The organism is Streptomyces lancefieldiae (assembly GCF_031845825.1).
Taxonomy (GTDB): Bacteria; Actinomycetota; Actinomycetes; order Streptomycetales; family Streptomycetaceae; genus Streptomyces; species Streptomyces lancefieldiae.
The window spans coordinates 52,117-76,881 of record NZ_JAVRFH010000021.1; the positions used below are offsets into that span (position 1 = coordinate 52,117).

The following is a 24,765-nucleotide window of genomic DNA, read 5'->3' on the forward strand; positions in this document are numbered from 1 at the left end:
GGGCCCGCCGTGCGCGTCAGGACGCACGGCGGGCCGGCCCGGCTGCGGTGGGAGCCTCGGCGGGCTCGTCGCCCGCTACGGTCGACCAGTGCCAGGGCGAGTCGAACGCGGTGACCTCGATCGGCGTGCCGGCCGCGGCCAGGGTGGCGGCCAGGCCCGTGGCCCGGGCCACGAGTGCGGAGACCCGGTGCACGGCGAGCAGGTCCTGCTCGCCGAACGGGGTGCCCGCGCAGCGCAGCAGCCGCAGGTCGATGAAGCCGTTGAAGACCCGTCCGTCCACCTCGACGGCCTGCGGGGAGCGGATGGAGAACCGCACCTTGTTGTTGACGTGGCCGTGGTGGTGCTGGTCGGAGTAGAACGCGACGTCCGGGATCACCGGCGGCACGAAGTGGTCGCGGGCGGCCACCTCGTCGGTGCGGGGCAGGTTGCCCGCGATGAAGTGCCAGGAGTTGTACTGCATGCGCGAGGACATCGCCCAGGCGGCGTCGGCGAGGGCGGCCGCGGAACCGCCGAAGTGCCGTACGGCCGAGGGGTGGGGGACCACGCAGCAGAAGAAGCGGGTGATGTCCCAGTCGCAGATCTCCGGCCAGCGCTCCTCGCGCAGTGCCTCGATCAGGGCGGGCAGCGACCGCATGCCGCGGCTCATCGCGAAGTCGGCTTCGAACACGTCGGTGACCGCGGCCACCGTCTCGTGGACGAGGTGCTCCAGGCCGGTGCCGTAGCCGCCGAGCGGGGTGGCGAGCAGGTCGGGGGCCGCGGCGAGGTCCTCACCCAGCTCGTGCAGGGTGGTGCCGGTCAGCGGCAGCCGCTCGGTGAGGCGGGCGACCATCGCCTCCTCGAGGGCCCGGGTCCGCTCGCCGGGTTCCTGCGCCACGCGTTCGATCTTGTGCATGAGCGCGCCGTGGATCTCGCGGTACAGCTGGGCGCCGCGCCCGGCCTCGGCGCGGGCGGAACGCAGGGCGACGGCGAGGTCGTTCAGGGCCGCGACGGTGTGTGCGGCGGCGGGCGGGACCTGCGTGCCGCCGGGGACGCCGTTGTAGCCGCGCCGGATCCGCTCCAGCATGTGGGCGACGTGATCGACGGTCAGCTGGGTGCCGTTGGCCTCCTCGACACGGCCGAAGCCGGCCGAGCGGATGAGCAGGGTCAGACAGACGATCAGCTGGACGTCGTGGTCCGACCACAGGTCGAGCGGCAGGCCGTGCAGGCTGCTGAGGACGCAGTCCGGGTGGCCGGGCCACAGCGTCTTGCCGGTGAGGTTGTTGGCTTCGCGGAAGTTGGTGTACTGCCGCTCCTGCTGGTAGAGCACGAACGGCGCGTTGCGCAGCGCCGCTTCCCTGGCCTGCGCCAGCAGCTCGTCGCGGCCCTCGGGGCCCTGCTCGTCGAGCCAGCGCCGGCAGTCGGCCGCGGTCTCCTTCAGGCGGGCCTCGGCGGCCTCGATGCGCTGCTGGTAGGCGCGCAGGGTGCCGCTCGTCCAGGGCACCCGGCGCACTCCGCCGACCAGGTCGTCCTTCTTCAGCGGTCCCTGGGAGGGCACGCGCAGCAGGATCCGGCCGGAGGTGGACAGGCCGATCTCGCCGAGGAAGGCCGTGTCGTCGCCGCCCGGCCGCTCGTCCGGGATGTCCTCGGCCGCGGGCGAGGGCGCGGCCGTGTCCGTCTCCGCCGTGCCCCAGGACAGGCCGCACAGCGCGTGCAGCGCGGCCTCCTCGGCAGCGGTGAGCGCGCGCAGCTGGATGTCGGCGGGCACATGGCCGTCGAGGGTGAGCAGCACCTCGACGAAGGAGCGCAGGTCGGCTGCTTCCCCGGCGCGCTGCCAGGCCCGCTTCAGCAGTCCCGGGAACCCTGCCTCGGGGTCGAACTCGCGGTCCGGTCCGACCGTGCCCGCGGGGATGCCGAGGCGGCTGGGGCGGCGGCTGATCCGCTTGCGCGCGTTGATCTGGCGGCGGGACTCGCCGCGTTCGGTCAGCCCGCTCATTTCGCGTCCTTGGCGGTCACTTCGATGTGGTTCCACATCGTCTCGTCGGTCGGTGTCCAGTCCTCGTCGATGTAGATGCAGTCGACGGGGCACTCCAGGACGCACGCGGGGCAGCCCGAGCACAGCTCCGGGATGATCACGACGTCCAGTCCGCGGTCGAAGATGGCCCCGAGCTCCTCGGGGCAGCTGCGCAGGCAGGTGTCACAGGTGATGCACTCGGACTTCTCGATGCGGCGCGGCGGTTTCTTCCAGTTGTCGGGGCGGGTGCGCTGGGCGATCCGCTCGGCCCGCCCGGACAGCGCAGCCGACGAGGCGATCTTTTTCACGGGCAGGGACCCCTTTGGTGAGCCTTCCGGCCACAGCCGGAAACCGGATGCTCCCGATGTTCGGCGCACCGCCTCGACCGGGCCCGGAGCCCGGGTGGGGAGCCGGTCGAACTGCGGCAGCCCGGGTCTCCACTTGCCCCGGGACGGTTCAGTGGATGATCTGCCGGAGCCCGCTGGATGCCTCTTCGCCTACTCGCCCTCCCACTCCTCGTCGAGCATCGAGTGAACGACCGAATCTCGCCACTGGCCCGCCTTCTGGACGTGGCCCCGGATCACTCCTTCCTCCGTCATGCCGGCCGCCGCCATGGTCCTTGCCGAGGCCTCGTTCAAGGGGGAGCGCCCGCCCCAGACTCGGTGCAGACCGATCCCCTCGAACGCGAGGCCAAGGAGGAGCCGTACGGTTTCGACTCCGTAGCCGACGCCCCAGGCATCCGGGCGGAGAGCGAAGCCGAAGGTGGCCGCACGCTGTTGGTGAGGGTCCAGGGCGATGCGTCCGAAGCCGATGACCTGATCCGTCTCCTTCTCGACGACCGCAAGCGCGTACTCGCTGCGCGGTTCCGCTGTGGCCGAGGCCACGGAGCGGGCGACGATCACACCGACCTGTTCGCGAGTGCGTGGCTCGAACGACAGGTGCTCGGTCGCCTCAGGACTGCCATAGATGGCGAACACCGCACCGACGTCGTCGACGGTGAGTTCGCGGAGGCGCAGGCGCTGACTCGAACGGTCGACCGGGTACATGCCCGGCACCCTATCGCCGCGTCCCCGCGGCAGCGCCGGCCGCCGGGGCGCGTGAACAACGGTGGCTCGTGGCGTGACGTCGTTTCGGGGTGCTCGTACTGGTCGTGGGCGGCAGTCTGGGGCGTAGATCGTCTGGCAGGGCGGTTTTGCCGATGAGTTCACCGTCCTCGAACGGTCCACCCAGCGACACGACCGTTCTCGACAGGAGTGCCATGTCCACCATCCAGCCAGTGATCTTGACTGCCGACCAGGACGTCCTGCTCGGCTTCTATACGAAATTGTTCGGCGCCGAGGAGATCTTCCGGGTACCGGAGGAAGGGCCGGCCTTCTACCTCGGCTTGCGCATCGGCGACACCGACCTCGGGCTGGTGACCAAGACGAATCCGGGGACCGGGGTGGCACCGCGGGTCTTGCTCAGCATCGGTGTCGACGACGTCGATGAGACGCTCGGCCGGGTAACGGCGTTGGGCGGCTCGGTCCGCGGCGGCCCCAACGACATGCCGTGGGGACAGCGCGTCGCCCACATCCAGGACCCCGACGGCAACCCGGTGAACCTCACCCAGCCGATCCCGGCTCAGTGACGCTGTTCCGGGTGCTTGTGGAGGTCACAGGCATCACCAGGGACCAGATCATCTGAGACGAGACAGCGACGAACCCACCGCACTTCCGAGCCTGCCTGCCGAAGACGCCGTGGGTTCCCGGTGAAAGTCCCTCAGTCATGCTGAACCCACGGCCGTCTGAGCACCAGCTGCGGCCGTGCGTACGGCCACGGCGGCAGCGCACCCGGTTACCTGACCTATGCCCTCAACAGCCGCGACGGGCGCGACCAACTCGTCGCCCACACCAACTGGAACTCGTTCACCGACACCGGGATCGACGAGGGCTTCTGGGCAGCCTTCCAGCAGGGTTACTGCGGGAGGCCTGGGTAGATCCCATCTGCGGCCCTGCACCGCACCGGGCAGCTCTACGTCTCTCCCGGGCAAGCGGCCAACATGTCGCCGAGAACTCCGACGGCCGAGCCCAGGCCGCCCTGCACTTCGCCTCCGAGGAGCTGGCGTACGACCGCCACGACACCGGCGAGCAGCAGCGCGTCGTCGCTGAACGGTTCGCCGGTAAGGGCTGTGGATTCGTGAGTGGGAGCGGGCAACGTTCTCATTCCCCGAGCCTGGGGGACGGCGCCGTGATGCGGTGCTGGGTCGGGGTGATGCCGCGGAGGCGCTTGAAGGCAACGCTCAGCGCGAAGGTGTTGGCGTAGCCGACTCGCCGGGCGATCGAGCCGACCGTGGCGTCCGTCTCGCGCAGCAGGTCGGCCGCCAAGTCGATGCGCCACGAGGCGAGGTAGGTCATCGGCGGCTCGCCGACTTGCGCGGTGAAGCGACGGGCGAGCGCAGCACGGGACACCCCCGACTTGGCCGCCAGGCTCGCCACAGTCCACGGGTGGGCCGGATCGTCATGGAGAAGTCGCAGAGCATGGCCTACTACTGGGTCCTCCCATGCGCGATACCACGGCGGCGCGTGGGCGTCGGACTGGTCGAACCAGGTCCGCAGGGTGGAGAGGAGCAACAGGTCCAACAGTCGGTCGCGCATCACCTGCTGCCCGGGTCTGTCCGTGACGATCTCCTCGACCACGAGATCGAGCAGCGGGCAGCGGCCGTCCGCGGCGGGGATCACCAGTACCTCGGGCAGTGCGTGGAGCAGCCGCTCGCTGATCTCGCCACGGCCGGTGTAGGCGCCGCTGAGCAGCAGGGCTGAGCCGTCCGGGCTGTCGCCGGCGTCACCTTCGGCGGCGCAGTAATCGGCGCTGTCGATCACCACCTGTGGCGGAGTGGCCGGATCATCAGCGACCGTATACGGCGCCCGGCCGCGGATGATCGCGGTGTCTCCGATGCTGACCGGCACCGGTTCGCCCTCGGCGGGAACGATCCACGCCCGGCCGCGCAGCATGGTGGCCAGTGTCAGCGGTGAGCCGCTGGCGAATCTCATGGACCACGGCCCGCTCATGGTCGTCTGCCGGAACAGGGCACCCCGCGCTCTGACTCCGTCCAGCAGTTCGGAGAGCACATCCACACCTCCACAGTAGACGTGCAGGCATCGAAGTGAGCTTGTTGGCCATGGATCGTCTCGCGAGGAGGGGCTTGGCTTGCCTCATGACCAAACATCCGATTCTGGTAACTGGCGGCACGGGCAAGTCGGGCAGCCGGGTCGTGTCCCGGCTACGGGCACAGGGGGCCCCAGTCCGCGTGGCGTCACGCTCCGGTGAGCCGGCCTTCGACTGGCACGATCGCACCACCTGGGACACCGCGCTGGAGGGCGTGGAGGCGGTATACCTCGTGCCGCTCGACGGGCAGCTCCTGACGCGTCCCTTCGTCGAGCGTGCCGCGCAGCTGGGTGTCGAGCGCGTCGTGCTGCTGTCGGGACGCGGTGTGGATGTGCCGGGCTACTCCGGCGAAGCCAATATCGCCGGTGCCACACACGTGGACGGTGAGAGCGCGGTGCGCGAGAGCGGGATCGCGTGGACGATCCTGCGGCCCGCCTGGTTCGCACAGAACTTCAGCGAGGGAATCTTCCGGGACGCGATCCTTGCCGGTGAACTGAGACTGCCGGCCGGGGACGGCGCAGCCTCCTTCGTCGATGCCGAGGACATCGCCGCGGTCGCGGTCGCAGCGCTCACCGAGGACGGCCACGGCGCGCAGACGTACGAACTCTCCGGGTCCCGGGCTCTGACCATCGCCGAGGCCGTCACCGAAATCTCCGAGGCGACCGGCCGCCGCATCCGCTATGTCCCGCTCTCTCCCGGTGAGTTCGTCACCGAACTCACCGGCCAGGGATGGCCGGCTGCCGAGGCGGAGGACTATGCGGAGGCTGTGAGCCCCATCCGGCGCGGAATGGACAGCCATATCTCCGACGGCGTATGGCGCGCACTCGGCCGACAGCCGCGCGACTTCACCGACTACGTCAAAGCGGCCGTGAAGACCTGGCACGACTGAAGACACGTCCCGTCGCCAGCCACAGACATAATCCCCTGAGCGTCACAGGCGGCGAGTGCCGCCACCTGTGGTCTGCGCGGCTGGGGCATGGTAACTACGTCGAGCGGTCGTGGCATCCAACCAGGCCCCGGCCCCAGTCGCCGACGTGAAGACCGGGAACCACCGACCGTGGATGATCACTGTGGTGTTGGTCAGCCCGCGGCAGCGTCCCGGGCTCGGGCTGCCCTGGTGCCGGCGAGCCGGTAGGAATCGGTGCCGGTCTCGATGATGTTCCCACCGAAGGTGAGGCGGTCGACGATGGCTGCGCAGAGCCGCGGATCTGTGGATCGGAGGTCGAGGTGCGCCCGAGCGGAGCGCGCTGCGGCTCGTCTCGCACCTGGTGGACGTGACCTGGCACGACGAGCATCGCGAGGAGCAGGTACGGACCGAGCTGCTGCGGCAGATGCGCGCGAACCTGATCGAGCCGCCGACTGCGGCCCAGGGGCCTTCCGGGGCCGGGGGCGTCTGTTTTCACATCCAGCTCGCGGCACGCCCCTCTACCAGCAGTAGAGGGGCGCGGCAGGGTAAGGGAATGGCAGCAGAGGAGACCGGGCTGCTGGGCTACATCACGGGACTGCGGTTCATCCGGATCGAGGCCTTCGACACCGACGCCGCGGTCACCGCCACCGAACTGCTGCGCTTCGGGCACTCCTGGGCCGCCGTCCACGCCATCCACGCCGCCCGTCCCTCCGCGGCCCACCCCGCCGGGCGGTTTCTTCTCACCCTGGCCCCCAAGGCCTACGCCGGCACAGGCGTCCAAGCCGTTCACCCCGGCCAGTAGACATCAGTCGCCGAGGCAGCGGACGGTCACCACGACCCCGTCGGCACCGCCGACACAGCCGTCGCGCCGCCAGCGCCTCGGAGAACACCCGCACGGAAGCGATCCGCCTCCCCGGACTACGCAGCACACTGACCTGCCCGGTGGGATCACCGCGGACGCCGGATCGGGCCGGGTCAGCTGTCGGCGGGCTGAGATGTCTTCGTCCAGCGCGCCCGGTTCAGGTGGGCTTCGGAGTGCTGGGGCGGGCGCTCGCGGTCGCGTGCGTCGCGGCGGGCGTTCATGCGCCGGCCGGTGCCGTCGCTCGCGTCGGCGAGGTCCAGCAGCAGCTGCTTGATCTGCGTGGCCGCCATCCGGCCGGGCAGGGTGCCGGGGGTGGAGCACAGCACCACCGGGCCGTCGTCGTCGCTCGCGGGGAGGCGGCCGTGGCTGCCGCGAATAGGCGAGGGGTCCAGGGGCACGACCGCCATGCGGTAGCGCATGCCGAGCTTCTTGCGGGCCAGGGCGCCGGCCGCCTTGACCTTGACGTAGGGGTCGAGGGGGTCCATGAACAGCTCGACCGGGTCGTAGCCGGGTTTGCGGTGGATCTCGACGAGCTGCGCGAAGTCGGGCGCGCGGGCGTCGTCGAGCCAGTAGTAGTACGTGAACCAGGCGTCCGGTTCCGCGACGGCGACGAGTTCGCCGGCGCGGGGGTGGTCGAGGTGGTGGGCCTTCTTGCCCTCGTCGTCGAGGAGTCGCTCGATGCCGGGCAGGCCGGCGAGGGCGGCGCGGGTGGCGTCGAGGTCTTCGGGACGGCGGACGTAGACGTGGGCGATCTGGTGGTCGGCGACCGCGAAGGCGCGGGAGGCCATCGGGTCGAGGTACTCCATGCCGTCCTGGGTGTGGACCTCCAGGAGTCCGGCGCGGCGCAGGGCGCGGTTGATGTCGACGGGCCGGTTCACGCGGGTGATGCCGTACTCGGACAGGGCGACGACGGTGCGGCCCTCGGCGCGGGCGTCGTCCAGGAGCGGGGCCAGTGCCGCGTCCAGGGCCGCGGCGGCCTTCAGCGAGCGGGGGTCGTCGGGGCCGAAGCGCTGCAGGTCGTAGTCGAGGTGGGGGAGGTAGCACAGGGTGAGGTCGGGATGGCGGGTGCGGATGACGTGCCGGGTGGCGTCGATGATCCACTGGCTGGAGACCAGGTCGGCGCCGGGGCCCCAGAAGTGAAAGAGGGGGAAGGTGCCGAGCGCGTCGGTGAGTTCGTCGTGCAGGGCCGGGGGGCGGGTGTAGCAGTCGGGCTCCTTGCGGCCGTCGGCATAGTAGACGGGGCGGGGAGTGACGGTGTAGTCGGTGTCGGCGCCCATGGCGTACCACCAGCAGATGTTGGCGACGGTGTAGCCGGGGTGGGCGCGGCGGGCCGCGTCCCAGACGCGTTCGCCCTCGATCAGGTGGTGACTCTGCCGCCACAGCAGGACCTCGCCGAGGTCGCGGAAGTACCAGCCGTTGCCGACGATGCCGTGCTCGGCGGGGGTGCGGCCGGTGAGGAAGGTGGCCTGCGCCGAACAGGTCACCGCGGGCAGCACGGTGTCCAGCGGGGCGCGGGAGCCCCGCTCGCCCAGGGCGGCGAGGTTCGGCATGTGGGCGAGCAGCCCGGGGGTGAGGCCGACGACGTCCAGGACGAGGAGGGGGGTGGGCCCTTCGGGGCGGGTCATGGCAGTTCCTTCAGGCCGTGGTCCGTCAACAGGTCGCGGGTGAGGGACAGTTCGGCGGCGATGCCGTCGGCGAGCCGGCCGGCGTCGCGGGGACGCAGTGCCTGCGGCAGCGCCTGCCAGGTGTACGTCTCCACCTCCAGGTGCCTGGTCAGCGGCCGGTCGCCGCCGACCAGGACGGACAGCGCGCGGCGCAGCACGGGCAGGGTGGAGGTCAGGGGCGGGGCGGGTGCCGCGTGCAGCGGCACGTGGAAGTGGGTGCGCCAGGGGCTGCCGGCGGGCAGGCCTGCGCCGGTCAAGGCGGGCCCGAGGTCGTCGGTGCCGCGCAGGCCGGCCGCGGTGAGGGTGCGGGTCTGGTGCAGGAAGCGCGGCTCGGCGAACGCGGCCAGGGCGGCCCGTACGTCGGGGCGGTCCGGGTGCTCGGCGTGCAGGGCCGCGGACAGTTGGGCCTTGACGACGCCGACCCCGGCCGCGGTCAGCGCGGGCAGGGCGGTCTCCGGCTCCTCGAAGGAGGTGGCCAGGTGGCAGGTGTCGACGCAGATGCCGACGCGGTCGTGGCCCACGGCGGTGAGCGGGCCGATCGCGTCGGCGCAGGTCTCCACCACGCAGCCGGGCTCGGGCTCCAGGGCCACGCGGATGGAGCGGCCGGTCGTCTCGGCCAACTCCTCGAGACGACCGGCCAGTTCGGTCAGGGCCGCTCGGGCGCGGGCCGCGCGCGGCGCGTCGTACGCGGTCCGCCAGGCCAGCGGCAGGGTGGAGATGCTGCCCTCGGTGACGTCGTCGGGCAGCAGCCCGGCGAGGATCCGGGCGAGCGCGAGCGTGTAGGCGAGCCGGCGCGGATCCGACCAGTCCGGCTCGTACACCCGGTACTTGACCTCGCCCGCGCCGAAGCCCTCGTAGGGGAAGCCGTTGAGGGTGACGACCTCCAGTCCCTGGCGGGCGAGGGCGTCGCGCAGCGTGCGCAGGGCGCCGGGGTCGGTGTCCAGCGTGCGGGCGGCGTCGGCGGCCAGCCACAGGCCGACGCCGAGCCGGTTCACGCCCAGGCGGCGGCGGACGGGCGCGCAGTGGGCGCCCAGTTGGGCGAGGACGCCGTCGAGGTCCTCGGCGGGGTGCACGTTGGTGCAGTACGCGAGGTGGACGACGCTGCCGTCCGGGTGGCGAAAGCGCACCGGGTCACCGCCCGGTGGGCACGGGGTGCGCCGGGGCGCCGCGCAGGATCGAGTTGCCCTCGTGGGTGGGGCCGGTGGCGGCGACGTCGAGGGCGAGGCGGCCGCTGAGCCCGTAGAAGGCGACGGGGTTGCGCCACAGCACGAGGTCCACGTCGTCCTCCGTGAAGCCCTCGGCGAGCATCAGGTCGCCGACCTTGCGGGTCTTGAGCGGGTCGCTCCTGCCCCAGTCGGCCGCGGAGTTCACCAGGACCCGTTCCGGGCCGTACTCGCGCAGGAGGGCGACCATCCGGGCCTCGTCCATCTTGGTGTCCGGGTAGACGGAGAAGCCGAGCCAGGCACCGCTGTCCTTGGCCTCCTCGACGGTGGTCTCGTTGAGGTGGTCGACCAGCACCCGGTCCGTCGGCAGCGCCGACTCGCGCACCACGTCGAGGGTGCGGCGCAGCCCGGCGAGCTTGTCGCGGTGCGGGGTGTGCACCAGGGCGGGCAGGCCGTGGTCGGCGGCCAGCTGGAGCTGGGCGGCGAACGCGGTGTCCTCGGCCGGGGTCATCGAGTCGTAGCCGATCTCACCGACCGCCACGACCTGGTCCTTGACGAGATAGCGGGGCAGCTCGTCGAGGACGGGGAGGCACCGGGGATCGTTGGCCTCCTTGGGGTTGAGGGCGATCGTGCAGTGGTGCGCGATGCCGTACTGGGCGGCGCGGAACGGCTCCCAGCCGAGCAGCGCGTCGAAGTAGTCCTGGAAGGAGGCGACCGACGTGCGGGGCTGGCCGAGCCAGAACGCGGGCTCCACCACGGCCCGGACCCCCGCGGCGTACATCGCCTCGTAGTCGTCGGTGGTCCGGGACGTCATGTGGATGTGCGGGTCGAAGATGCGCATTACCGTTCCTCCTCGGTCAGGGCGAGCACGTGGTGCAGGTCCGCGGGGACCGCACGTCCGGCGGCGGTGCGCTCGTCCGCGAACGCGTGCAGCATCCGGGCCAGCTCCCCGTCCCCGCGGGCCCGGTCGGCCAGAGCGGAGACACGGGTCACCGGCACGCCGGTGAACAGGCACTTGAGCACCGCGTGCCGCCAGGCGTGGGCGTCCAGGTGCCGGGCGGCGTACGGGCCGACGGCGGCGGCCAGGAGGCCGGTGTCGTTGGTGCGCAGGGCGTCCTCGACCAGCGGCACCCCGTGCGCGGGCGCGAGGTCCAGCCGAGGCAGGGCCAGCAGTACGGCGCGGCGCTCGGCGGCCGTGCCCTGCCGGTACAGCCGGGTCACGGTGGGGGCGTCCGGCCGGGCGGCGGCCAGCAGGTCCACCCGGGCGGCGTCGCCGAGGACGCGGCACCGGCGGCCGGCCTCCGCGAAGCGCAGCTCCCATGCGGGGTCCCCGGCGGCGGCCGCGGCGCACGCCCGGGCGAGCCAGTGGTGCGCGTCCTGGTCGGTGCCGGGTGCGGCCGGGGGGACGGGGGGATGGATGGCGGGTTGGACGGCGGTGTCCGTTTCGGCGTGGGCGGCGGTCATCCGGTGCCTCCGTTTCGCAGGAAGTGCAGGCACTGCGCGGCGAGTTCGGGGCCGGCGTGCGAGTGGCGGGGCAGTTCGACCACGGTCAGCCCCTGGTAGCCGGTGTCGGCCAGCGCGGCCAGGACGGGCGGGAAGTCGATCTCGCCCTCGCCGAACGGCAGGTGCTCGTGGACGCCGCGGCGCATGTCCTCGATCTGCACGTGCCTCAGCCAGGGCGCGGCGGCGCGCACGCAGTCGGCGGGCGGCAGGGGCTCCAGGCACTGGCAGTGGCCGATGTCGAGGGTCAGGCCGAGCAGGGGCGGGTCGCCGAGGTCGGCCCGCAGCCGGTGGAAGTCGGCCAGGGTGGCCAGCAGATGGCCGGGTTCGGGTTCGATCGCGAGCGGGACGCCGGTCTCCTCGGCGGCGTCCAGGACCGGTTCCAGCGCGTTCGCCAGTCGCTTCCAGGCGGTGTCCGGGTCGGTCTCGGCCGGCCGTACGCCGCTGAAGCAGTGGACGGCGTGTGCGCCGAGGTCGGCGGCGACCCGCACGGCGCGGATCAGCATCCGGACGCGCATCCAGCGGGCGTCCTCGTCGTCGTCCAGCAGAGTCGGGGCGTGCTTGCGGCGCGAGTCGAGGACGTAGCGGCCGCCGGTCTCCACCGTGACCTCCAGCCCGAGCCGGCCCAGGCGGCGCGCGACGCGGGCGGCGCGCGAGGCCAGGTCGGGGGCCAGCGGGTCGAGGTGCATGTGGTCGAGGGTCAGGCCGACACCGTCGTAGCCGAGATCGGCGAGCAGGGCGAGCGCGTCGTCCAGACGCAGGTCGGTCAGCCCGTTGGTGCCGTAGCCCAGGCGCAGCCGGCTCATGTGGTGCTCACCTTCCGCGCCAGCCGGGCCGCGGCCGGGGCCAGCGCCGCGGTCAGCAACCCGGTCGCGGGCGCCCCGGCCCGGGCCGCCAACGCCCCCTGAAGACAGACGGTGGCCCGGATCCCGGCGCCGACGGCCCGCTGGACGAGCGCGGGGGAAGGATGGAGGGCGGCGTGCACCAGAGGCCCGGCGGCCGTGGTGAGGTAGCCGAGGGCCAGGGCGGTGCGTACGGCGTGATGGTGCGGGGTCGGGTGGTGCGCGGTCGGGCGGTCCGCGGCCGGGTGGTGTGGGGCCGGGTGGTCCGCGGCCGGGTGGTGTGGGGCGGAGAGGAGGCTTGCGGTGAGGGCCGCGGTGGCCGCCAGGGCCGTGAGCGGGGCCGCCGGTGAGCCGCCCTCGGTCTCACGGCGGGAGACCAGGGTGACGGCACAGGTGTGGCCGGCCAGGGTGGCCGCCGGGACGAGCGCCGGGCGCAGCGGACGGTCCGCGGCGGCCGCGCCCAGCAGCAGGTCCAGGCCGCGCGCGGCGGCCATGGCTGCGGGACCGGCCGCGGTGTGCTTCAGCTTCAGGTCGTACGCCCACACCGTGGCCGCCAGCGGCGCGGCGACGGCGAGGGTCCGCCGGCCCGCGCAGGCGGCCAGGGCCAAACCCGTCGCGGTCAGCGCGCCCGCCGCCGTGAGCGCGGCCCGCGGCCGTACGCGGCCCGAGGGCAGCGGGCGGTGCGGGCGCGCCACGGCGTCCTCGTCGAGGTCCGCCCAGTCGTTGAGGGCCATGCCCGCCTCGTACAGGCAAATCGAGGCGCCCACCGCGAGGGCGGTCGCCCGCCCGGGCCGCGCCCCGGCGGCCGCGGTGCCGGCCAGGACATCGCCGGGCACCGTGAGCACCGCGGGCAGGCGCAGCAGTTCGGCCCAGGCCCGGGCCTTGGCGGCGACGGTGACCGCCGGGCGGGCGGCGCGGCCGGGCGTGGCGGTCGTGGGACCGATGGCCGTGAGACCGGCGGCCGTGGGACCAGGGGCCGTGGGACCGGCGGCCGTGGCGGCGCTGCGGGAGAACCCGGAGCGCAGTCGCCGGACCACGCCGGTGGAGGCGAGGCTCACCGGTGCTCCCCCAGCCGGCCGGCGAACGCCAGCAGGGCCTCGTACTGCTGGGCCAGGGACATGCTGTCGCCGTCGGGGTCCTTGAAGTAGAAGCCGAGTTCGGGGCGTGGCCCGGACAGGCCGACCTCGTGGGCGCGGGCCAGCAGCCGCGCCAGGTCCAGCACGAGCGGCGCGGCGAGCGCCGAGTCGCAGCCCTGCCAGATCGTCTGGAGCACCATGCGGGTGCCGAGGAAGCCGTCGAAGGCGACGTGGTCCCACGCCGTCTTCCAGTCCCCGAGCACCGGTACGTCGTCGATGTGCACGTCGCCCTCGGGCCGCGTGCCCAGGTTGTCGACCAGCACCCGCTCCTTGCCGGCGTTCTTCGCGGCGGCGGCCGCCGGGTCGGCGAGCGCGGCGCCGTCGCCGCCGCCGAGCAGGTTCGTGCCCGACCAGGCCCGCACCTCGAGGGCCCGCTGACGGAACATCGGCGCCAGCACCGCCCGCAGCAGGGTCTGGCCGGTCTTGCCGTCCCGGCCCGCGTGGGGCAGGCCCGAGTCGGCGGCGGCGACGGCCAGGTCCGGGTGGTGCAGTCCGGCCGAGGGCGTGAAGTTGACGTAGGAGCAGCCGGCGCGCAGAGCCGCCGCCGCGTACAGGGAACTGGCCGGCCACTCGCCGGGACCGGGGACGGGCTCGGTGGAGGCGACGTTCACCACGACGGCGCGGGCGGCGCCGGTGGTGCGGACGAACTCCCGCAGGTCCTCGGCGAACGCGTCGATCAGTTCCTCGGTGCCGCGCTCGTCACCGACCGAGGGTCCGCCGGGGCGGATGCGGTCGTCGGCGGCGGACAGCTCGCCGTGCACGGCGCCCGGCAGCCAGTGGGGCAGCACGCCCTGGGCGGCGAGTTGCTCGGCCCGCTTGGGCAGCGGGCCGCCGGCGGTGTCGTGGCCGCCGAAGACCAGGGAGGACAGCGCGGGCAGACCACTGTGGGCGAACGCGGGGGTCTCGGTGACCAGGCCGGTGGGCGGCAGCAGCCCTCCCGCCAGGGCGGCACAGCCGGCGACGGCAGTCGTGGCGACCGAGCCCCGGGCGCCGACCAGCCACACGCCGGTGGGCCCTGCTGCGGCGGGAGTGTGGGCGTCAACGGACACGGACGGCCTCCTTGGGCGTCGGGTGAGGTCCGCACAAGCGGATGCCCGGCCAGAATGCCGATCCGAGCGGCCGACGGCGGTCCGTCTCCGGTCGCCGTCGAGCCGCGACCGAGCGGTTTCCCACCGGAGGCCCGGCCACCGCTCGACCACCACGTGTTCTGCGCGGCGGCACGTGTGGGGCGCGTGCGGTGCTCCCGTGACCGGCTCAGGGGCTGTGGTGCTGTTCGCTGTCGTCGGGGCCGGAGTGGTGTCGCGTGCCGAACGTGCGGAACGTGCGGCGGTAGGTGTTCGGGGGCAGGCCGACCGTGCGGTTGAAGTGCCGGCGCAGCGTTGTGGCGGTTCCCATGCCGGTGGCCACCGCGACGGTTTCGACGCTGTCGTCGGTGGTCTCCAGCAGCTCCTGGGCGCGGCGGATCCGTTGGGTGAGCAGCCACTGCAGGGGCGTGGTACCGGTCGCGGCCCTGAAGTGGCGGCCCAGGTGGCGCGAGCTCATCCGCGCCCGGCGGGCCAGGTCTTCGACTGTCAGCGGCTGGTCGAGCCGTTCGAGCGCCCAGGGGAGCAGTTCGGCGAGCGGGTGATGGTCCGGGGCGGGCACCGGGGCGGTGACGAACTGGGCCTGCCCGCCGTCCCGGTGCGGCGGCACGACCAGGCGGCGGGCGACCGCGTTGGCGGTCGCCGAGCCGCGGTCGAGGCGAATGAGGTGCAGGCACAGGTCCATCGCGGCGGCCTTGCCGGCGGAGGTGAGCACGCTGCCGTTGTCCACGTAGAGGACGTCCGGGTCCACGTCGACCTTCGGATGGCGGTCGGCCAGGGCCCGGGTGTGCGCCCAGTGCGTGGTCGCGCGCAGGCCGTCCAGCAGGCCGGCGGCGGCCAGTACGAAGGCACCCGTGCACAGGGAGACCAGGCGTGCGCCCGCCTCGTGGGCCGCGCGCACCGCGTCGACCAGGTCGGCGGGCGGGGCCTCGTCGATGTCGGCCCAGCCCGGGACGATCACGGTGTCGGCGTGCGAGAGCCAGTCGAGTCCGTGATCGGGCTCGAGCAGGAACCGGCCGGCCCGTACGGGGCCGGGCCCGCAGACGACGAGGCGGTACCACGGACCCGCCACGCCGGCCGGGGCGGCGTCGAAGACCTCGTACGCCGTGGCCAGTTCGAAGTGAAGCATCCCGTCGGTGACGGCCAGCGCGACAGTGTCCACGTCCGGAAGTGTACGGGTCACGTCGTTCCGGACACTCGTGCGGGCCCCCTGCCCCCGCCAGGATGGTCGCGACGGAGCAGGACGGATCATTCGAGCGAGGGAAGCACCCATGACGACGGGGCCCAGGGTCGCGGTGTACGGCGCGTACGGACACACCGGGCTGTTCGTGGTGACGGAGCTGCGGGAGCGCGGGTTCGTCCCGGTGCTCTCCGGTCGCGACGCCGACAAGCTGAAGGCACTGGCGTACGAAACCGGGCTGGACGCCCACCCGGCGTCGGTCGACGAACCGGCGGCGCTCGACCGGATGCTGGCCGGCACGGCAGCCGTGATCAACTGTGCCGGACCCTTCGCCACGACGGCCGCCCCGGTGGTCGAGGCGGCCCTGCGGGCCGGGATCCCGTACGTGGACGTGGCGGCCGAGATCGAGGCCAACGCCGACACGTTCACGCACTTCGCCGACCGGGCACGAGAGGCCGCCGCGGTGATCGTTCCCGCGATGGCCTTCTACGGCGGCCTCGGTGACCTGCTGATCACCACGGCGATGGGCGACTGGACGGCGGCCGACGAGGCGCACATCGCCTACGGGCTGAGCAGTTGGCACCCCACCGCCGGGACCCGTGCCGCGGGCGCGGTCTCCCGGCAGCGGCGGGACGGCCGGAGCGTCCGCTACCGGAACGGACGGCTGGAGTACCACCAGGACGACCTGCCCACCCTGGAATGGCCCTTTCCCGCCCCGATGGGCCCCCGGGCCGTCATCGGAGAGTTCACGATGGCCGATGTCGTCACCGTTCCCAGCCACCTGTCCATCCCCGACGTGCGCACCTACATGGCGATCGAGGCGGCCCGGGACCTCTCGGCCCCGGACACGCCGTCACCGGCCGCGGCCGACGAGCGCGGACGGTCCGGGCAGACCTTCCTCGTCGACGCGGTCGTGCGCTCCGGCGCCGGTGAACGGCGTGCCGTGGCCAGGGGCCGGGACATCTACGCCGTCACCGCGCCGCTCGTGGTGGAAGCGCTCGACCGCATCCTCACGGGTCGGACCAGGGCGACCGGAGTCGCCTCCGCCGGCGAGATCTTCGACGCGCCCGACTTCCTCCGCGCGCTGTCCCCGCACATCACCCTGGAAGTGCGCGGCTAGTCGGCGGGCAGTGCCCCGCACCCTCGCGCTTCAGCTCGGGGTGAAGGTGAAGGCCTGGCCGGAGGTGCCGGTGCACGCGGTCTGCACGGCCTCGGCGCCGTCGGTGACCGGCGGGAGGAATCCGACGCACAGGCCGCTGTGGAGCGGCCGGAGCCGGAAGCCGCCGCCTGCGGCTTCCAGGCGGAACTTCTGGCTGTCGCTGTCCGCGCAGTCCCTGGGAGCGAGCAGGGCGCCGGAGGTGGTGGAGGCTCCGTCGACGGCCAGGCAGCCCGTGCCGTGTTCGGGGTGGTGCCACTGGATGCGGTAGGTCTGCCCGCCCAGTTTCTCGAGGTAGACACGGGGCAGGGGGGCGTCGGCGCAGGAGTGCTGGACGGCGATTTCCCGGGTGGTGCGGCCGTTGCGTTCGCGGCCCTCGGTCAGGCACCGGGAGGGGGCGGAGGCGGGGTGGATACCGGTCCATCCGGTGGCCGGAAGGGGGGCGGAGTCATCCGTCCGCTTGGGCGTGGGAGAGGGGCGGCTGGAGCTGGGGGTCGTTTCCTCGTGATCGACCGGCGAGGCGAGGGGGGAGGCCGCAGGGTCGGCGGTGGCCGAACGGCTCGCGGTGGGCGAGGAACCGGGCTGCTTCGACTCGGCGTCGTCGCTGGGGGCGGCACTGGGCGTGGTGCCGGCCGCGGTGCTGGGAGGCGGGGCGCTCGTGGGCGCGTTGTCCGCGCGGTCGTCGCCGGTGCCGTTGTCGTGCGGCCAGAGGGCCAGGGTCAGTATTCCGGCGACGGTGCAGGCGGCGATCGCGACCAGCGGGCCCTGCCGTCGCCAGTTCGACCGGGCATGTGGGAGACCGGGGCTGTCGACGGCCGGTCCGGTGGCCGATGCTGCGGTCGGGAGGGGGATCGGTTCGTCGGCCGGGTCGGTGGCCGGGTCCTGCTTCTCGTCGGCGGCTTCCTCGCCGCTCTGCGGGGTTCCCTGCGGGGTGTCGTCATCCGCTTGGAGGGCAGTGGTCCGCGGGACGTCCTCGGAGACGGCCGGTGGTGTTCCCGCACCGGTCATGACCAGGCTTCGACGGGCCTCCAGCCAGGCGGACACCGTGCCGTCGTCACCGCCGCAGGCCCGCACGTAGGCGGCCAGGAGTTCCTCGCGGGGGAGCTCGTCGCGGGTGAGGGCGGCGGAGATGGTCGCGCGCGGCAGGACGTCGCCGGCGTCGGTGGCGTTGCGCTCCAACTGCCGGTAGCTCAGATCCGCCCAGCGGCGTAACTGCCGCATGAATTCCATGAACTCCGCAGGATTGTGTGCCGCTGCCGGATCCGGCCCCCGTCCCATCGCCACTCCCTTGTCCCGTGGGTACCAAGGAAGCTTAAAGGCCATTGATCTGTACATGAGGCTGTTCTCCATTTGTTCGGCCGTCTGCGCGGGCGGGGTGCTGCCGGCCGCTTGAGGTCGCGTCATCCGCACTGCCCTTTTGCGTCGTTCACAGATGTATGTGGCGGTAAGCGGTGACAACGCTGGGGGCGGGCAGGGGGGCGGTGGTGATGGTGGTGCCGGGCCTGGGGGCGTGGATGATCCGTCCGTTGCCGATGTAGAGCCCGACGTGGCCCCCGCCGTAGGACAGGACGAGGTCGCCGGGGACCAGGCGGCTGCGGGTGGTGGCGGTTCCGGCGTGGATCTGGTCCCAGGTGGTGCGCGGCAGCTTCACCCCGGCCCTCTCCCAGGCCCGCATCACCAGGCCGGAGCAGTCGAAGCCGCCGGGGCCGGTGCCGCCCCAGACGTAGGGCTTGCCGATCTGCGCCCGGGCGTAGGCGATGACGGCACTCGGCGCCGACCGGTCCCGCTTGGTCGGCTTGGTCGGCTTGGCGGTCTCGGTCTCGGTCTCGGCCGGCTTGTCCGCGGACGTCGCGCTGGGCTGCCCGCCCGCTGCGACCGCTGCGGGCGCCGCCGCCGAGGACTGTCGCGCCGAGCCGGCGGAGCCTGGTGCGGCGGGCACGTCCAGCGTCTGCCCGGCGTAGATCAGCGTCGACGAGCCCAGGTCGTTGAGCCGCTGCAGCACCTTCACGCTCGTGCCGTGCGTGCGGGCCAGCTCCCAGAGCGTGTCGCCGGACCGCAGCGCGACCTTCTCGGCCTTCGCGGGCCCGGCTTCCGCCGTTCCCCCCTCGACTGGCTTCGTCGGCTCGGCGGGCTTCGTCGGTGTGGGCTCGGCCGGTGTCTCCGGCTGGAGCGTGACCGACGGACCGTCGGCCGCCGGTGCGCCCGACGGACCGTGCACGGCCAGCAGCACGCCCGCCAGCAGCGACAGCACGAACGCCAGGACCAGTCCCGCCACGCCCGACACGGCGAGGCGGCCCTTTCTGCTGCCCGGGCCCGGGGTGCGCGGCCGGCGGTGCGACGCCGGCGCGGGCCGGGGCTCCCTCTGTGACGTCTGCTTCCTGAGGGCCTGCTTCTGGGGGGCGTGCCTCTTGGGGGCGTGCCTCCCGGGGGCGTGCCTCTTGGCGGTCGGCTCCCCGGTGGTCTGCCGCCGAGACGGGAGCAGGGTCTGCTGTGTCATCACAACCTCCTTCGCGGGGCCGGGATTTCGCGGCCCGGAGAGGAGGCTGTTGCGCCGTGCGGGTGTCCCGCCAGGCCTTCGGGCGTCCAGGACAGTCCCGGCCTGTCCACGCCCCGCGGCACCTTGGTGGAAGGGCGGCGTCCCACCCCCGGAAACCGCCTGTGACCTGCATGGACGACTCAGGACTGTCCCAGACGCCGTCATGCGTTGCCCACCGCCGGCCCCACCCGGCACGCTCTTGCCATCGACCGGCTCACCCGGATGACGCGGCCGTCGAAGCGCATCCGGGTCCGCCACGTCTTCTCTCGCCGTTGCGGTGTCGACGACCGCGGCGAGCCGCCGTTCACACGGCCCACCCCGAGGCACCGGCCCAGGGGTGCCACATCACCCACTCATTCCTCGAGGGAGCATCCGCATGTCCGCTGTCAAGAACCGCAAGGCCCGGCCGTTGGTCATCGCCGTACTCGCCGGCACCCTGGTCACCGGCGTCGTGGCCGGCACCTCCGTCACCGACGTGTTCACCGCCGCCTCCGAACAGGGCGGCACCGCCGACCAGGTCGCCCTCGCCGGTACGAAGGCGAAGAGCGGGGACACGTGCCAGCCCGTCGACCGCGTCACGCCCGTCCTGATCCGCGAGGGCTGGGACAGCGCCCCTGAGAAGATCACCTGGCGCAACGGCGCCTCCACCCAGCAGCAGCACCAGTTCACCTTCACCCAGACCTACTCCGCCCGCGGCATGCTCACCGGCGACCTGCCCTCCCTGCCCAGCCTGCAGAAGAAGGCAAGGGCGAAGATCAACAAGAAGAACCAGCAGAAGAGCTCCACCATGAAGGGCTTCGAGCTCGAGCTGTCCGCCAGCATCAACACCGCCGAGGCCATCACCTACAGCGTCCCGGCCCGCAGCATGTTCGTCGCCAAGCGCGGCATCTGGAAGCAGACCTGGGCCGTCAAGCGCTACCAGCGCTGGTCCAACTGCCAGGAGCGCTGGACCCACGTCGGCAACTACACCGGCGTCGGAAGCATGAACTACACGTCCTCGAAGGTGCTCTACCGCTGAGCGCTCCGACGCGGCTCGCCCACGCGTCCCTCACGGAGCACCGCTCCGTGAGGGCCCGGGGATTTCCACGAGCACGTTTATCACAGCACTGTTATATTAGCGCTGTGACATCATCTTCGGATCCCACGGCGCTCCCCGATCCCTGGCACTCCCTGCACGAGCTTCTGGCGGCCATGGACGCCGAGATCGAGCAGGTCTACGTCGAGCGTGGCATCGAGGGGGTGCGCCCCCGGTTCGCCTATCCGCTGATCAGGCTCGCCCACACCGGGCCACTGACCATTCGGGAGCTCGCGAAGTCCCTGAACCGCTCGCACTCCGCGATCAGCCAGACCATCGCCGCCATGCGCAAGGAGGATCTCGTCACCTCCGAGCCGGGGCCCGACGCCCGCACCCGGCGCATCGACCTGACCGAGCGGGGCCGGTCGCTGGTGCCGTTCCTGGAGGCGGAGTGGCGCGCCACCCACGAGACGGTCGCCGAGCTGGACCGCGAGGTCCCGTACGCGATGACCGCCGTGGTCGAGGAGGTACGGCGGGCACTGGAACGCCGGTCGATGCGGCAGCGGATCCTCCACCACCTCGTCGAGCCACCGCGATGAGGGGACGTGTCCGCGTCCGGTTCCTCGACACCCGCCCGCTGCGCGGCAGTCGGTCGTTCCGTGATCTGTGGATCGGCACCTCCGCCTCTCAACTCGGGGGACAGATGGCCAACGTGGCGGTGTTGGCCCAGGTCTGGGACCTGACCGGCAGCCCCGTGGGCACCGGCGCCATCGGGCTCGCCACCGGCCTGCCGATGGTGCTGTTCGGACTGCTCGGCGGCACGTTGGCCGATACCTTCGACCGCCGTACGGTGGTACGGGCCACCACCGCGGGCCAACTACTGGCCGCCGCGGGGCTGTGCGCCCAGGCGCTGGCGGACAACCGCGACGTGCTGGTGCTGCTCGCCCTGGTAGCCGTAGGGACGAGTTGCAGCGCTCTCGGCGCTCCTGCCCGGCGCACCTTCCCGGTCCGGTTGTTGCCGGGCGACCAGGTCGCGGCCGGTCTTGCGCTGACCAACGTCTCCTTCCAGGCCGCGATGCTGACCGGGCCCGCGATGGCCGGGCTGATCATCGCCCGCTGGGATTTCCCCGCCGCATACGCGGCCCAGGCCGTGGCCACGGCGATCTCGATGCTCGCGGTGATCCGGCTGCCCGCCATGCGGCCCGAAGGCGCCGACGCGGCAGGCGGCCGGCGCCGACCGAAGCGTGGCGGTTGGCGGATCGTCCTGCGCCGCCCGACGCTGTGGGGCTCGATGGCCACCGACCTGTCCGCGACACTCCTCGCCATGCCCGTCGCGCTCTTCCCGCTGGTCAACGAGATCCGCTTCGAGGGAGACCCGCAGACCCTCGGCCTGTTCCTCTCGGCCGTCGCGGTCGGGGGGATCACGGCCGGCCTGCTCTCCGGCACGGTGACGCGCCGGCGCCGTGGCGGCCTGGTCCAGCTGTGCGCAGCCGGTGTCTGGGGCCTGGCGCTGGCGTGTTTCGGTCTGGCGGGGCCGTTGTGGCTGGCGCTCGGCTGCCTGGCCGTGGCGGGCGCCGCCGACACCGTGTCCGTCGTCACCCGCGGTGCCCTGGTCCAGTGGGAGACCCCGGACGCGTACCGGGGGCGGGTCTCCTCGGTGGAACACGTCAGCGGTGTCGCGGGCCCCGAACTCGGCAACTTCCGTGGTGGCCTGGTGGCGTCGGCCACCTCCGCGTCCTTCTCCCTGGTCCTCGGCGGGCTGTCCGCCGTCCTGGCGGTCGCCGCCGTGGCCGCGACCAACGCTCCCCTCCGCGCCTACCGCACGCCGTCCGCTGCCGCGAAGCCGGCTGCCCCTGGAGTCACCGACGCGGCGGCCGCCGGCCAGGCCGGCTGATTCGCCTCCAGCCTTCACCCCGGCGAGGGGGCGTCATTCCTCGTCGGCGGCGTCCGGATCGCACAGCGGACGCCAGGCCACCGGGCAGCTCGGGTCGCGCGGCCGGGGCAAGGCGTGGGCCCCGCCGGCGGGGGAACCCGGCGGGGCCGCGAGGGGGGTGCGGTGTGCGTCTCGGGCGGCGGCACAGGGGAGCCCGTGCCGCCGCGCCGGCCGCCCTCAGTACGAGAGGCGCACCAGCTGGCCGTTCGTGCCGACGGAGTTGTTGGTGACGTACACGCAGCCGAAGATGTCGACCCCGAGCCCGGAGGGCTGCTTCAGCTTGTCGCCGGTCGGGATGGTGGTGACCGCGTTGGTGCTCAGGTCGATCTCGGACAGCGAGCCCGCCGTCGGCGCCCCGGCCAGCGAGGAGGAGCTGTAGGACAGGGCGAGCAGGTCGCCCTTCCAGTCGAAGGCGATGTCCACGATGTTGGTCAGCCCGGAGACGAGGACCTCCGGCTGCTGGCCCGGCGGCACCTTCCAGATGCGCGAGCCGCCGACCTGCCCGCCGCCCATGTCGGCTATGTAGAGCGTGCCGTCCGCCTTCTTGACGATGCCGGTGGGCACCGACTCGGCGGTGCCGTTCTTCGGCAGCAGGTACTTGGTGGAGGTGGTGCCGTCGCCCGGGCCGGCGACCACGTCGTTCGAGCCGGCGTCGGTGGCCAGGAAGCCCGAGCCGTCCTGCACGAACCGCCACGGGTTGCCGTTGACGTCCCCGCCGTCGGGGTTCAGGGTGGCCTCGTGGGTGACCAGGTCGCCGAGGACCTTGCCGTCGCCGGTGCGGAAGACGGTGCCCAGCGTCCTGGCGGCGTCGCCGAGCGAGGAGCGCAGCTCGGGGGTGCCGGGGCCGCCGAGGCTGGCCAGCACGGTGTAGCCGCCGTTGGCGGTGTCGCGCACGGCCTGGGCCGGGCCGCTGGCGTTGACGGCGGCGGGGTCGGCGGTGCCGACGGCGGTGGAGGGGAGGCCGGTCACCACACGGCTCTTGGCGCCGCCGAACGGCACCTTGACGATGGCGCCGGTGGCGCCCAGGCAGCGGGTGCCCGCGGCGCAGCCCGGCAGGCCCTCGCCGGACTCGGCCACCAGCAGCGAACCGTCGGACTGGGCGGTGATGCCGCGCGGGTTCTTCAGGCCGGAGGCGACGACCGTCAGCCCCACGGTGTGCGTCTCGTCGGTCTGGGCCTGCGCCGGGGCGGCGGCGGCCATCGGGGCCGTCATCACCGCCGCGACGGCGGCCGCCGGCAGGACCTTCTTCCAGGAGGTGCGTGAATTCGACATGTCTCTCCTTCGCTGCTGCATGCTTCCCCCAATTGATCGGAGAGCTGGATGCGAAACCTGCGCCACCATAGAGGAGCGGACGGGTGTGTATGACCGCTTATTTTCCGCACTCAAACAGAGTTAATTCAGACGCGATCGTCATTCGAGCAACCCTCCAGTGAGCCCCGAAAATTATTCCTACCGTGGTCAGTCGGGTCCCTTGCCCGTTCGGCGGCTGGGACGGAATGTGCATATACCGCACGGGAGGAATCGCATGCTCGAACTGCCGCCCCCCTCAGTGGTCCGCGACCTGGAAAAACAGCGGGCGGAACTTCAGAAGCAGGTCCGGGAAATGGCGCCGCCACCCTTCGCCCTGCTGGAACTGATCATGGGCTCGATGATCACGCAGGCCCTGCGGGCGACCGCCGAACTACGCGTGGCCGAGGCGCTGTCGGAGGGTCCGCTCGCCCCGGAGGAGCTCGCCGGGCGCGTCGGTGCCAACCCGGACGCCCTGGACCGGGTGCTGCGGCTGCTGGCCAGTCAGGGCGTCTTCACGGGCCACCCGGACGGCACGTACGGGCTGACCCCGATGGGGGAGGCGCTGCGTGCCGACCATCCGATGACGATGCGGGACATCGCGCTGCTGATGGGCCACCCGACCCACTGGGAGGACTGGAGCGCCTTCCTGGAGACGGTGGTCACCGGCGAGCCGAGCCTGCCGAAGCTGCGCGGCATGAGCGCGTTCGAGTTCCTGGAGAGCAATCCGGAGTACGGCGCGGTGTTCATCAACGGCATGGGCAACATGTCCGCCACCGAGACCGAGCCGGTGGCCGCCGCCTACGACTTCTCCGCCTTCGGCACCGTGCTGGACTTCTGCGGCGGACAGGGCGGGCTGCTGTCGGGCATCCTGCGCCGGGCCCCCCAGGCCCGCGGCATCCTGTTCGACCCGCGCGTCGAGGGTAACGGGGCCGCCGAGTACCTGGCCGGGCAGGGAGTCGCGGACCGCTGTACGACCGTGGCCGGTGACATGTTCGGCCCGGTGCCCACCGGCGCCGACGCCTACGTCCTCAAGCACATCGTGCACGACTGGCCCGAGCAGGACGTGCTGAGGATCCTGAAGAACGTGCGGGCGGCCGTGCAGCCGGGCGGCAAGCTGCTGCTGGTCGAGATGGTCGTGCCGGAGCAGGGCGACGAGCCGCACTCGGGCAAGCTCGTCGACCTGTGGCTGATGCTGCTCGTCGGCGGCCGGGAGCGCACGGCCACCCAGTACGCCGACCTCCTGGCCCGCGCCGGTTTCAGGCTGGAGCGCGTCGTGGAGACGGCGGCCGCGGTGTCGGTCGTCGAGGCCGTACCGGTCTGATCGCCCCGCCGGCCACGTCGAGGCCCCGGCCGCTTCCCTCGCGG

At 72.7% G+C, this 24,765-nt stretch carries 23 protein-coding genes and 2 pseudogenes; 8 read left to right on the forward strand and 17 right to left on the reverse strand.

Features of this window, described 5'->3' with window-relative positions; all coding sequences use genetic code 11:
* Nucleotides 1-16: 16 nt before the first annotated feature.
* From RM812_RS21100 to RM812_RS21110, 3 genes are all read right to left on the reverse strand, one after another.
* Nucleotides 17-1,972, reverse strand: a complete 1,956-nt coding sequence (locus tag RM812_RS21100; RefSeq protein ID WP_311574751.1) for a hypothetical protein — start codon at nt 1,970-1,972, stop codon at nt 17-19.
* Nucleotides 1,969-2,298, reverse strand: a complete 330-nt coding sequence (locus RM812_RS21105) for a 4Fe-4S dicluster-binding protein (protein WP_311574753.1) — start codon at nt 2,296-2,298, stop codon at nt 1,969-1,971. Before RM812_RS21105 ends, RM812_RS21100 begins: the two co-directional genes overlap by 4 nt.
* A 189-nt stretch (nt 2,299-2,487) precedes the next feature.
* Nucleotides 2,488-3,036: a GNAT family N-acetyltransferase gene (locus tag RM812_RS21110; RefSeq protein ID WP_311574755.1), complete on the reverse strand. Its 549-nt coding sequence runs from the start codon at nt 3,034-3,036 to the stop codon at nt 2,488-2,490.
* Between the two features lie 212 nt (nt 3,037-3,248).
* Here RM812_RS21110 and RM812_RS21115 point away from each other — a divergent pair, with 212 nt between their 5' ends.
* Nucleotides 3,249-3,617: a VOC family protein gene (locus RM812_RS21115; protein ID WP_311574757.1), complete on the forward strand. Its 369-nt coding sequence runs from the start codon at nt 3,249-3,251 to the stop codon at nt 3,615-3,617.
* Between the two features lie 383 nt (nt 3,618-4,000).
* On the opposite strand, the gene RM812_RS21120 is transcribed toward RM812_RS21115, so the two are convergent.
* Nucleotides 4,001-4,192 carry a hypothetical protein gene (locus RM812_RS21120; protein ID WP_311574759.1) on the reverse strand — a complete coding sequence of 64 codons (192 nt, stop codon included), beginning with the start codon at nt 4,190-4,192 and terminating at the stop codon, nt 4,001-4,003.
* Nucleotides 4,189-5,103 carry an AraC family transcriptional regulator gene (locus RM812_RS21125; RefSeq protein ID WP_311574761.1) on the reverse strand — a complete coding sequence of 305 codons (915 nt, stop codon included), beginning with the start codon at nt 5,101-5,103 and terminating at the stop codon, nt 4,189-4,191. The genes RM812_RS21120 and RM812_RS21125 overlap by 4 nt, the downstream gene beginning before the upstream one ends.
* 44 nt (nt 5,104-5,147) lie before the next feature.
* Between RM812_RS21125 and RM812_RS21130 the strand changes: the two genes are divergently transcribed.
* The gene (locus RM812_RS21130; RefSeq protein WP_311574762.1) at nt 5,148-6,023 is read left to right on the forward strand and encodes an NAD(P)H-binding protein; all 876 of its coding nucleotides are present in this window, start codon (nt 5,148-5,150) and stop codon (nt 6,021-6,023) included.
* Between the two features lie 191 nt (nt 6,024-6,214).
* Here the strand turns inward: RM812_RS21130 and RM812_RS21135 are convergent.
* A pseudogene (locus RM812_RS21135) lies at nt 6,215-6,346 on the reverse strand (IS21-like element helper ATPase IstB); the annotation flags it as partial.
* Between the two features lie 248 nt (nt 6,347-6,594).
* Here RM812_RS21135 and RM812_RS21140 point away from each other — a divergent pair.
* The gene (locus tag RM812_RS21140; RefSeq protein WP_311574764.1) at nt 6,595-6,843 is read left to right on the forward strand and encodes a PIN domain-containing protein; all 249 of its coding nucleotides are present in this window, start codon (nt 6,595-6,597) and stop codon (nt 6,841-6,843) included.
* A 308-nt stretch (nt 6,844-7,151) separates the two neighbouring features.
* Here RM812_RS21140 and RM812_RS21145 read toward each other — a convergent pair.
* The 8 genes and pseudogenes from RM812_RS21145 to RM812_RS21180 form a co-directional block, all read right to left on the reverse strand.
* Nucleotides 7,152-8,528: pseudogene (locus RM812_RS21145) on the reverse strand (alkaline phosphatase family protein); the annotation flags it as partial.
* The gene (gene eboE, locus RM812_RS21150) at nt 8,525-9,694 is read right to left on the reverse strand and encodes a metabolite traffic protein EboE (RefSeq protein ID WP_311574766.1); all 1,170 of its coding nucleotides are present in this window, start codon (nt 9,692-9,694) and stop codon (nt 8,525-8,527) included. The gene eboE and the pseudogene RM812_RS21145, both read right to left, overlap by 4 nt.
* Before the next feature lie 4 nt (nt 9,695-9,698).
* Entirely contained in the window at nt 9,699-10,571 is an 873-nt protein-coding gene (locus RM812_RS21155) for a TatD family hydrolase (RefSeq protein ID WP_311574768.1), read from the reverse strand.
* Nucleotides 10,571-11,194 carry an EboA domain-containing protein gene (locus tag RM812_RS21160; RefSeq protein ID WP_311574770.1) on the reverse strand — a complete coding sequence of 208 codons (624 nt, stop codon included), beginning with the start codon at nt 11,192-11,194 and terminating at the stop codon, nt 10,571-10,573. The genes RM812_RS21155 and RM812_RS21160 overlap by 1 nt, the downstream gene beginning before the upstream one ends.
* Entirely contained in the window at nt 11,191-12,036 is an 846-nt protein-coding gene (locus RM812_RS21165; RefSeq protein WP_311574772.1) for a sugar phosphate isomerase/epimerase family protein, read from the reverse strand. The genes RM812_RS21160 and RM812_RS21165 overlap by 4 nt, the downstream gene beginning before the upstream one ends.
* Entirely contained in the window at nt 12,033-13,130 is a 1,098-nt protein-coding gene (locus RM812_RS21170; RefSeq protein WP_394816496.1) for an SCO3242 family prenyltransferase, read from the reverse strand. Before RM812_RS21170 ends, RM812_RS21165 begins: the two co-directional genes overlap by 4 nt.
* Nucleotides 13,127-14,257, reverse strand: a complete 1,131-nt coding sequence (locus tag RM812_RS21175) for an inositol-3-phosphate synthase (RefSeq protein ID WP_311574774.1) — start codon at nt 14,255-14,257, stop codon at nt 13,127-13,129. The genes RM812_RS21170 and RM812_RS21175 overlap by 4 nt, the downstream gene beginning before the upstream one ends.
* Before the next feature lie 205 nt (nt 14,258-14,462).
* Entirely contained in the window at nt 14,463-15,452 is a 990-nt protein-coding gene (locus RM812_RS21180; protein ID WP_311574776.1) for a helix-turn-helix domain-containing protein, read from the reverse strand.
* Between the two features lie 109 nt (nt 15,453-15,561).
* Here RM812_RS21180 and RM812_RS21185 point away from each other — a divergent pair, with 109 nt between their 5' ends.
* Complete coding sequence (locus tag RM812_RS21185; RefSeq protein WP_311574778.1) at nt 15,562-16,590, forward strand: saccharopine dehydrogenase family protein; 1,029 nt, start codon at nt 15,562-15,564, stop codon at nt 16,588-16,590.
* 30 nt (nt 16,591-16,620) lie between these two features.
* On the opposite strand, the gene RM812_RS21190 is transcribed toward RM812_RS21185, so the two are convergent.
* Together RM812_RS21190 and RM812_RS21195 are read right to left on the reverse strand one after the other, a co-directional pair.
* Entirely contained in the window at nt 16,621-17,847 is a 1,227-nt protein-coding gene (locus RM812_RS21190; RefSeq protein ID WP_311574779.1) for an RICIN domain-containing protein, read from the reverse strand.
* Between the two features lie 205 nt (nt 17,848-18,052).
* The gene (locus RM812_RS21195; RefSeq protein WP_311574781.1) at nt 18,053-19,123 is read right to left on the reverse strand and encodes a C40 family peptidase; all 1,071 of its coding nucleotides are present in this window, start codon (nt 19,121-19,123) and stop codon (nt 18,053-18,055) included.
* A gap of 415 nt (nt 19,124-19,538) precedes the next feature.
* On the opposite strand from RM812_RS21195, the gene RM812_RS21200 reads away from it, so the two are divergent.
* The 3 genes from RM812_RS21200 (at nt 19,539) to RM812_RS21210 (ending at nt 22,071) form a co-directional block, all read left to right on the forward strand.
* The gene (locus tag RM812_RS21200) at nt 19,539-20,180 is read left to right on the forward strand and encodes a hypothetical protein (protein WP_311574783.1); all 642 of its coding nucleotides are present in this window, start codon (nt 19,539-19,541) and stop codon (nt 20,178-20,180) included.
* 104 nt (nt 20,181-20,284) lie between these two features.
* Nucleotides 20,285-20,776 (forward strand): MarR family winged helix-turn-helix transcriptional regulator, encoded by a 492-nt coding sequence (locus RM812_RS21205; protein WP_311574785.1) that lies wholly within the window; start codon nt 20,285-20,287, stop codon nt 20,774-20,776.
* Entirely contained in the window at nt 20,773-22,071 is a 1,299-nt protein-coding gene (locus tag RM812_RS21210; RefSeq protein ID WP_311574786.1) for an MFS transporter, read from the forward strand. Before RM812_RS21205 ends, RM812_RS21210 begins: the two co-directional genes overlap by 4 nt.
* Before the next feature lie 216 nt (nt 22,072-22,287).
* On the opposite strand, the gene RM812_RS21215 is transcribed toward RM812_RS21210, so the two are convergent.
* A complete protein-coding gene (locus tag RM812_RS21215) occupies nt 22,288-23,382 on the reverse strand; it encodes a ScyD/ScyE family protein (protein ID WP_311574787.1) in 1,095 nt (364 codons plus the stop codon).
* Between the two features lie 253 nt (nt 23,383-23,635).
* Here RM812_RS21215 and RM812_RS21220 point away from each other — a divergent pair, with 253 nt between their 5' ends.
* The gene (locus tag RM812_RS21220) at nt 23,636-24,721 is read left to right on the forward strand and encodes a methyltransferase (RefSeq protein ID WP_311574788.1); all 1,086 of its coding nucleotides are present in this window, start codon (nt 23,636-23,638) and stop codon (nt 24,719-24,721) included.
* Nucleotides 24,722-24,765: the final 44 nt, after the last annotated feature.

What these genes read in the sequence shown, in the direction of transcription:
- RM812_RS21100 (WP_311574751.1), bottom strand. Translation starts at nt 1,972, where the DNA reads ATGAGCGGGCTGACCGAACGCGGCGAGTCCCGCCGCCAGATCAACGCG.
- RM812_RS21110 (WP_311574755.1), bottom strand. Translation starts at nt 3,036, where the DNA reads ATGTACCCGGTCGACCGTTCGAGTCAGCGCCTGCGCCTCCGCGAACTC.
- RM812_RS21115 (WP_311574757.1), top strand. Translation starts at nt 3,249, where the DNA reads ATGTCCACCATCCAGCCAGTGATCTTGACTGCCGACCAGGACGTCCTG.
- RM812_RS21120 (WP_311574759.1), bottom strand. Translation starts at nt 4,192, where the DNA reads ATGAGAACGTTGCCCGCTCCCACTCACGAATCCACAGCCCTTACCGGC.
- RM812_RS21130 (WP_311574762.1), top strand. Translation starts at nt 5,148, where the DNA reads ATGGATCGTCTCGCGAGGAGGGGCTTGGCTTGCCTCATGACCAAACAT.
- RM812_RS21140 (WP_311574764.1), top strand. Translation starts at nt 6,595, where the DNA reads ATGGCAGCAGAGGAGACCGGGCTGCTGGGCTACATCACGGGACTGCGG.
- RM812_RS21155 (WP_311574768.1), bottom strand. Translation starts at nt 10,571, where the DNA reads ATGCGCATCTTCGACCCGCACATCCACATGACGTCCCGGACCACCGAC.
- RM812_RS21160 (WP_311574770.1), bottom strand. Translation starts at nt 11,194, where the DNA reads ATGACCGCCGCCCACGCCGAAACGGACACCGCCGTCCAACCCGCCATC.
- RM812_RS21165 (WP_311574772.1), bottom strand. Translation starts at nt 12,036, where the DNA reads ATGAGCCGGCTGCGCCTGGGCTACGGCACCAACGGGCTGACCGACCTG.
- RM812_RS21185 (WP_311574778.1), top strand. Translation starts at nt 15,562, where the DNA reads ATGACGACGGGGCCCAGGGTCGCGGTGTACGGCGCGTACGGACACACC.
- RM812_RS21190 (WP_311574779.1), bottom strand. Translation starts at nt 17,847, where the DNA reads ATGCGGCAGTTACGCCGCTGGGCGGATCTGAGCTACCGGCAGTTGGAG.
- RM812_RS21195 (WP_311574781.1), bottom strand. Translation starts at nt 19,123, where the DNA reads ATGACACAGCAGACCCTGCTCCCGTCTCGGCGGCAGACCACCGGGGAG.
- RM812_RS21200 (WP_311574783.1), top strand. Translation starts at nt 19,539, where the DNA reads ATGTCCGCTGTCAAGAACCGCAAGGCCCGGCCGTTGGTCATCGCCGTA.
- RM812_RS21210 (WP_311574786.1), top strand. Translation starts at nt 20,773, where the DNA reads ATGAGGGGACGTGTCCGCGTCCGGTTCCTCGACACCCGCCCGCTGCGC.
- RM812_RS21215 (WP_311574787.1), bottom strand. Translation starts at nt 23,382, where the DNA reads ATGTCGAATTCACGCACCTCCTGGAAGAAGGTCCTGCCGGCGGCCGCC.
- RM812_RS21220 (WP_311574788.1), top strand. Translation starts at nt 23,636, where the DNA reads ATGCTCGAACTGCCGCCCCCCTCAGTGGTCCGCGACCTGGAAAAACAG.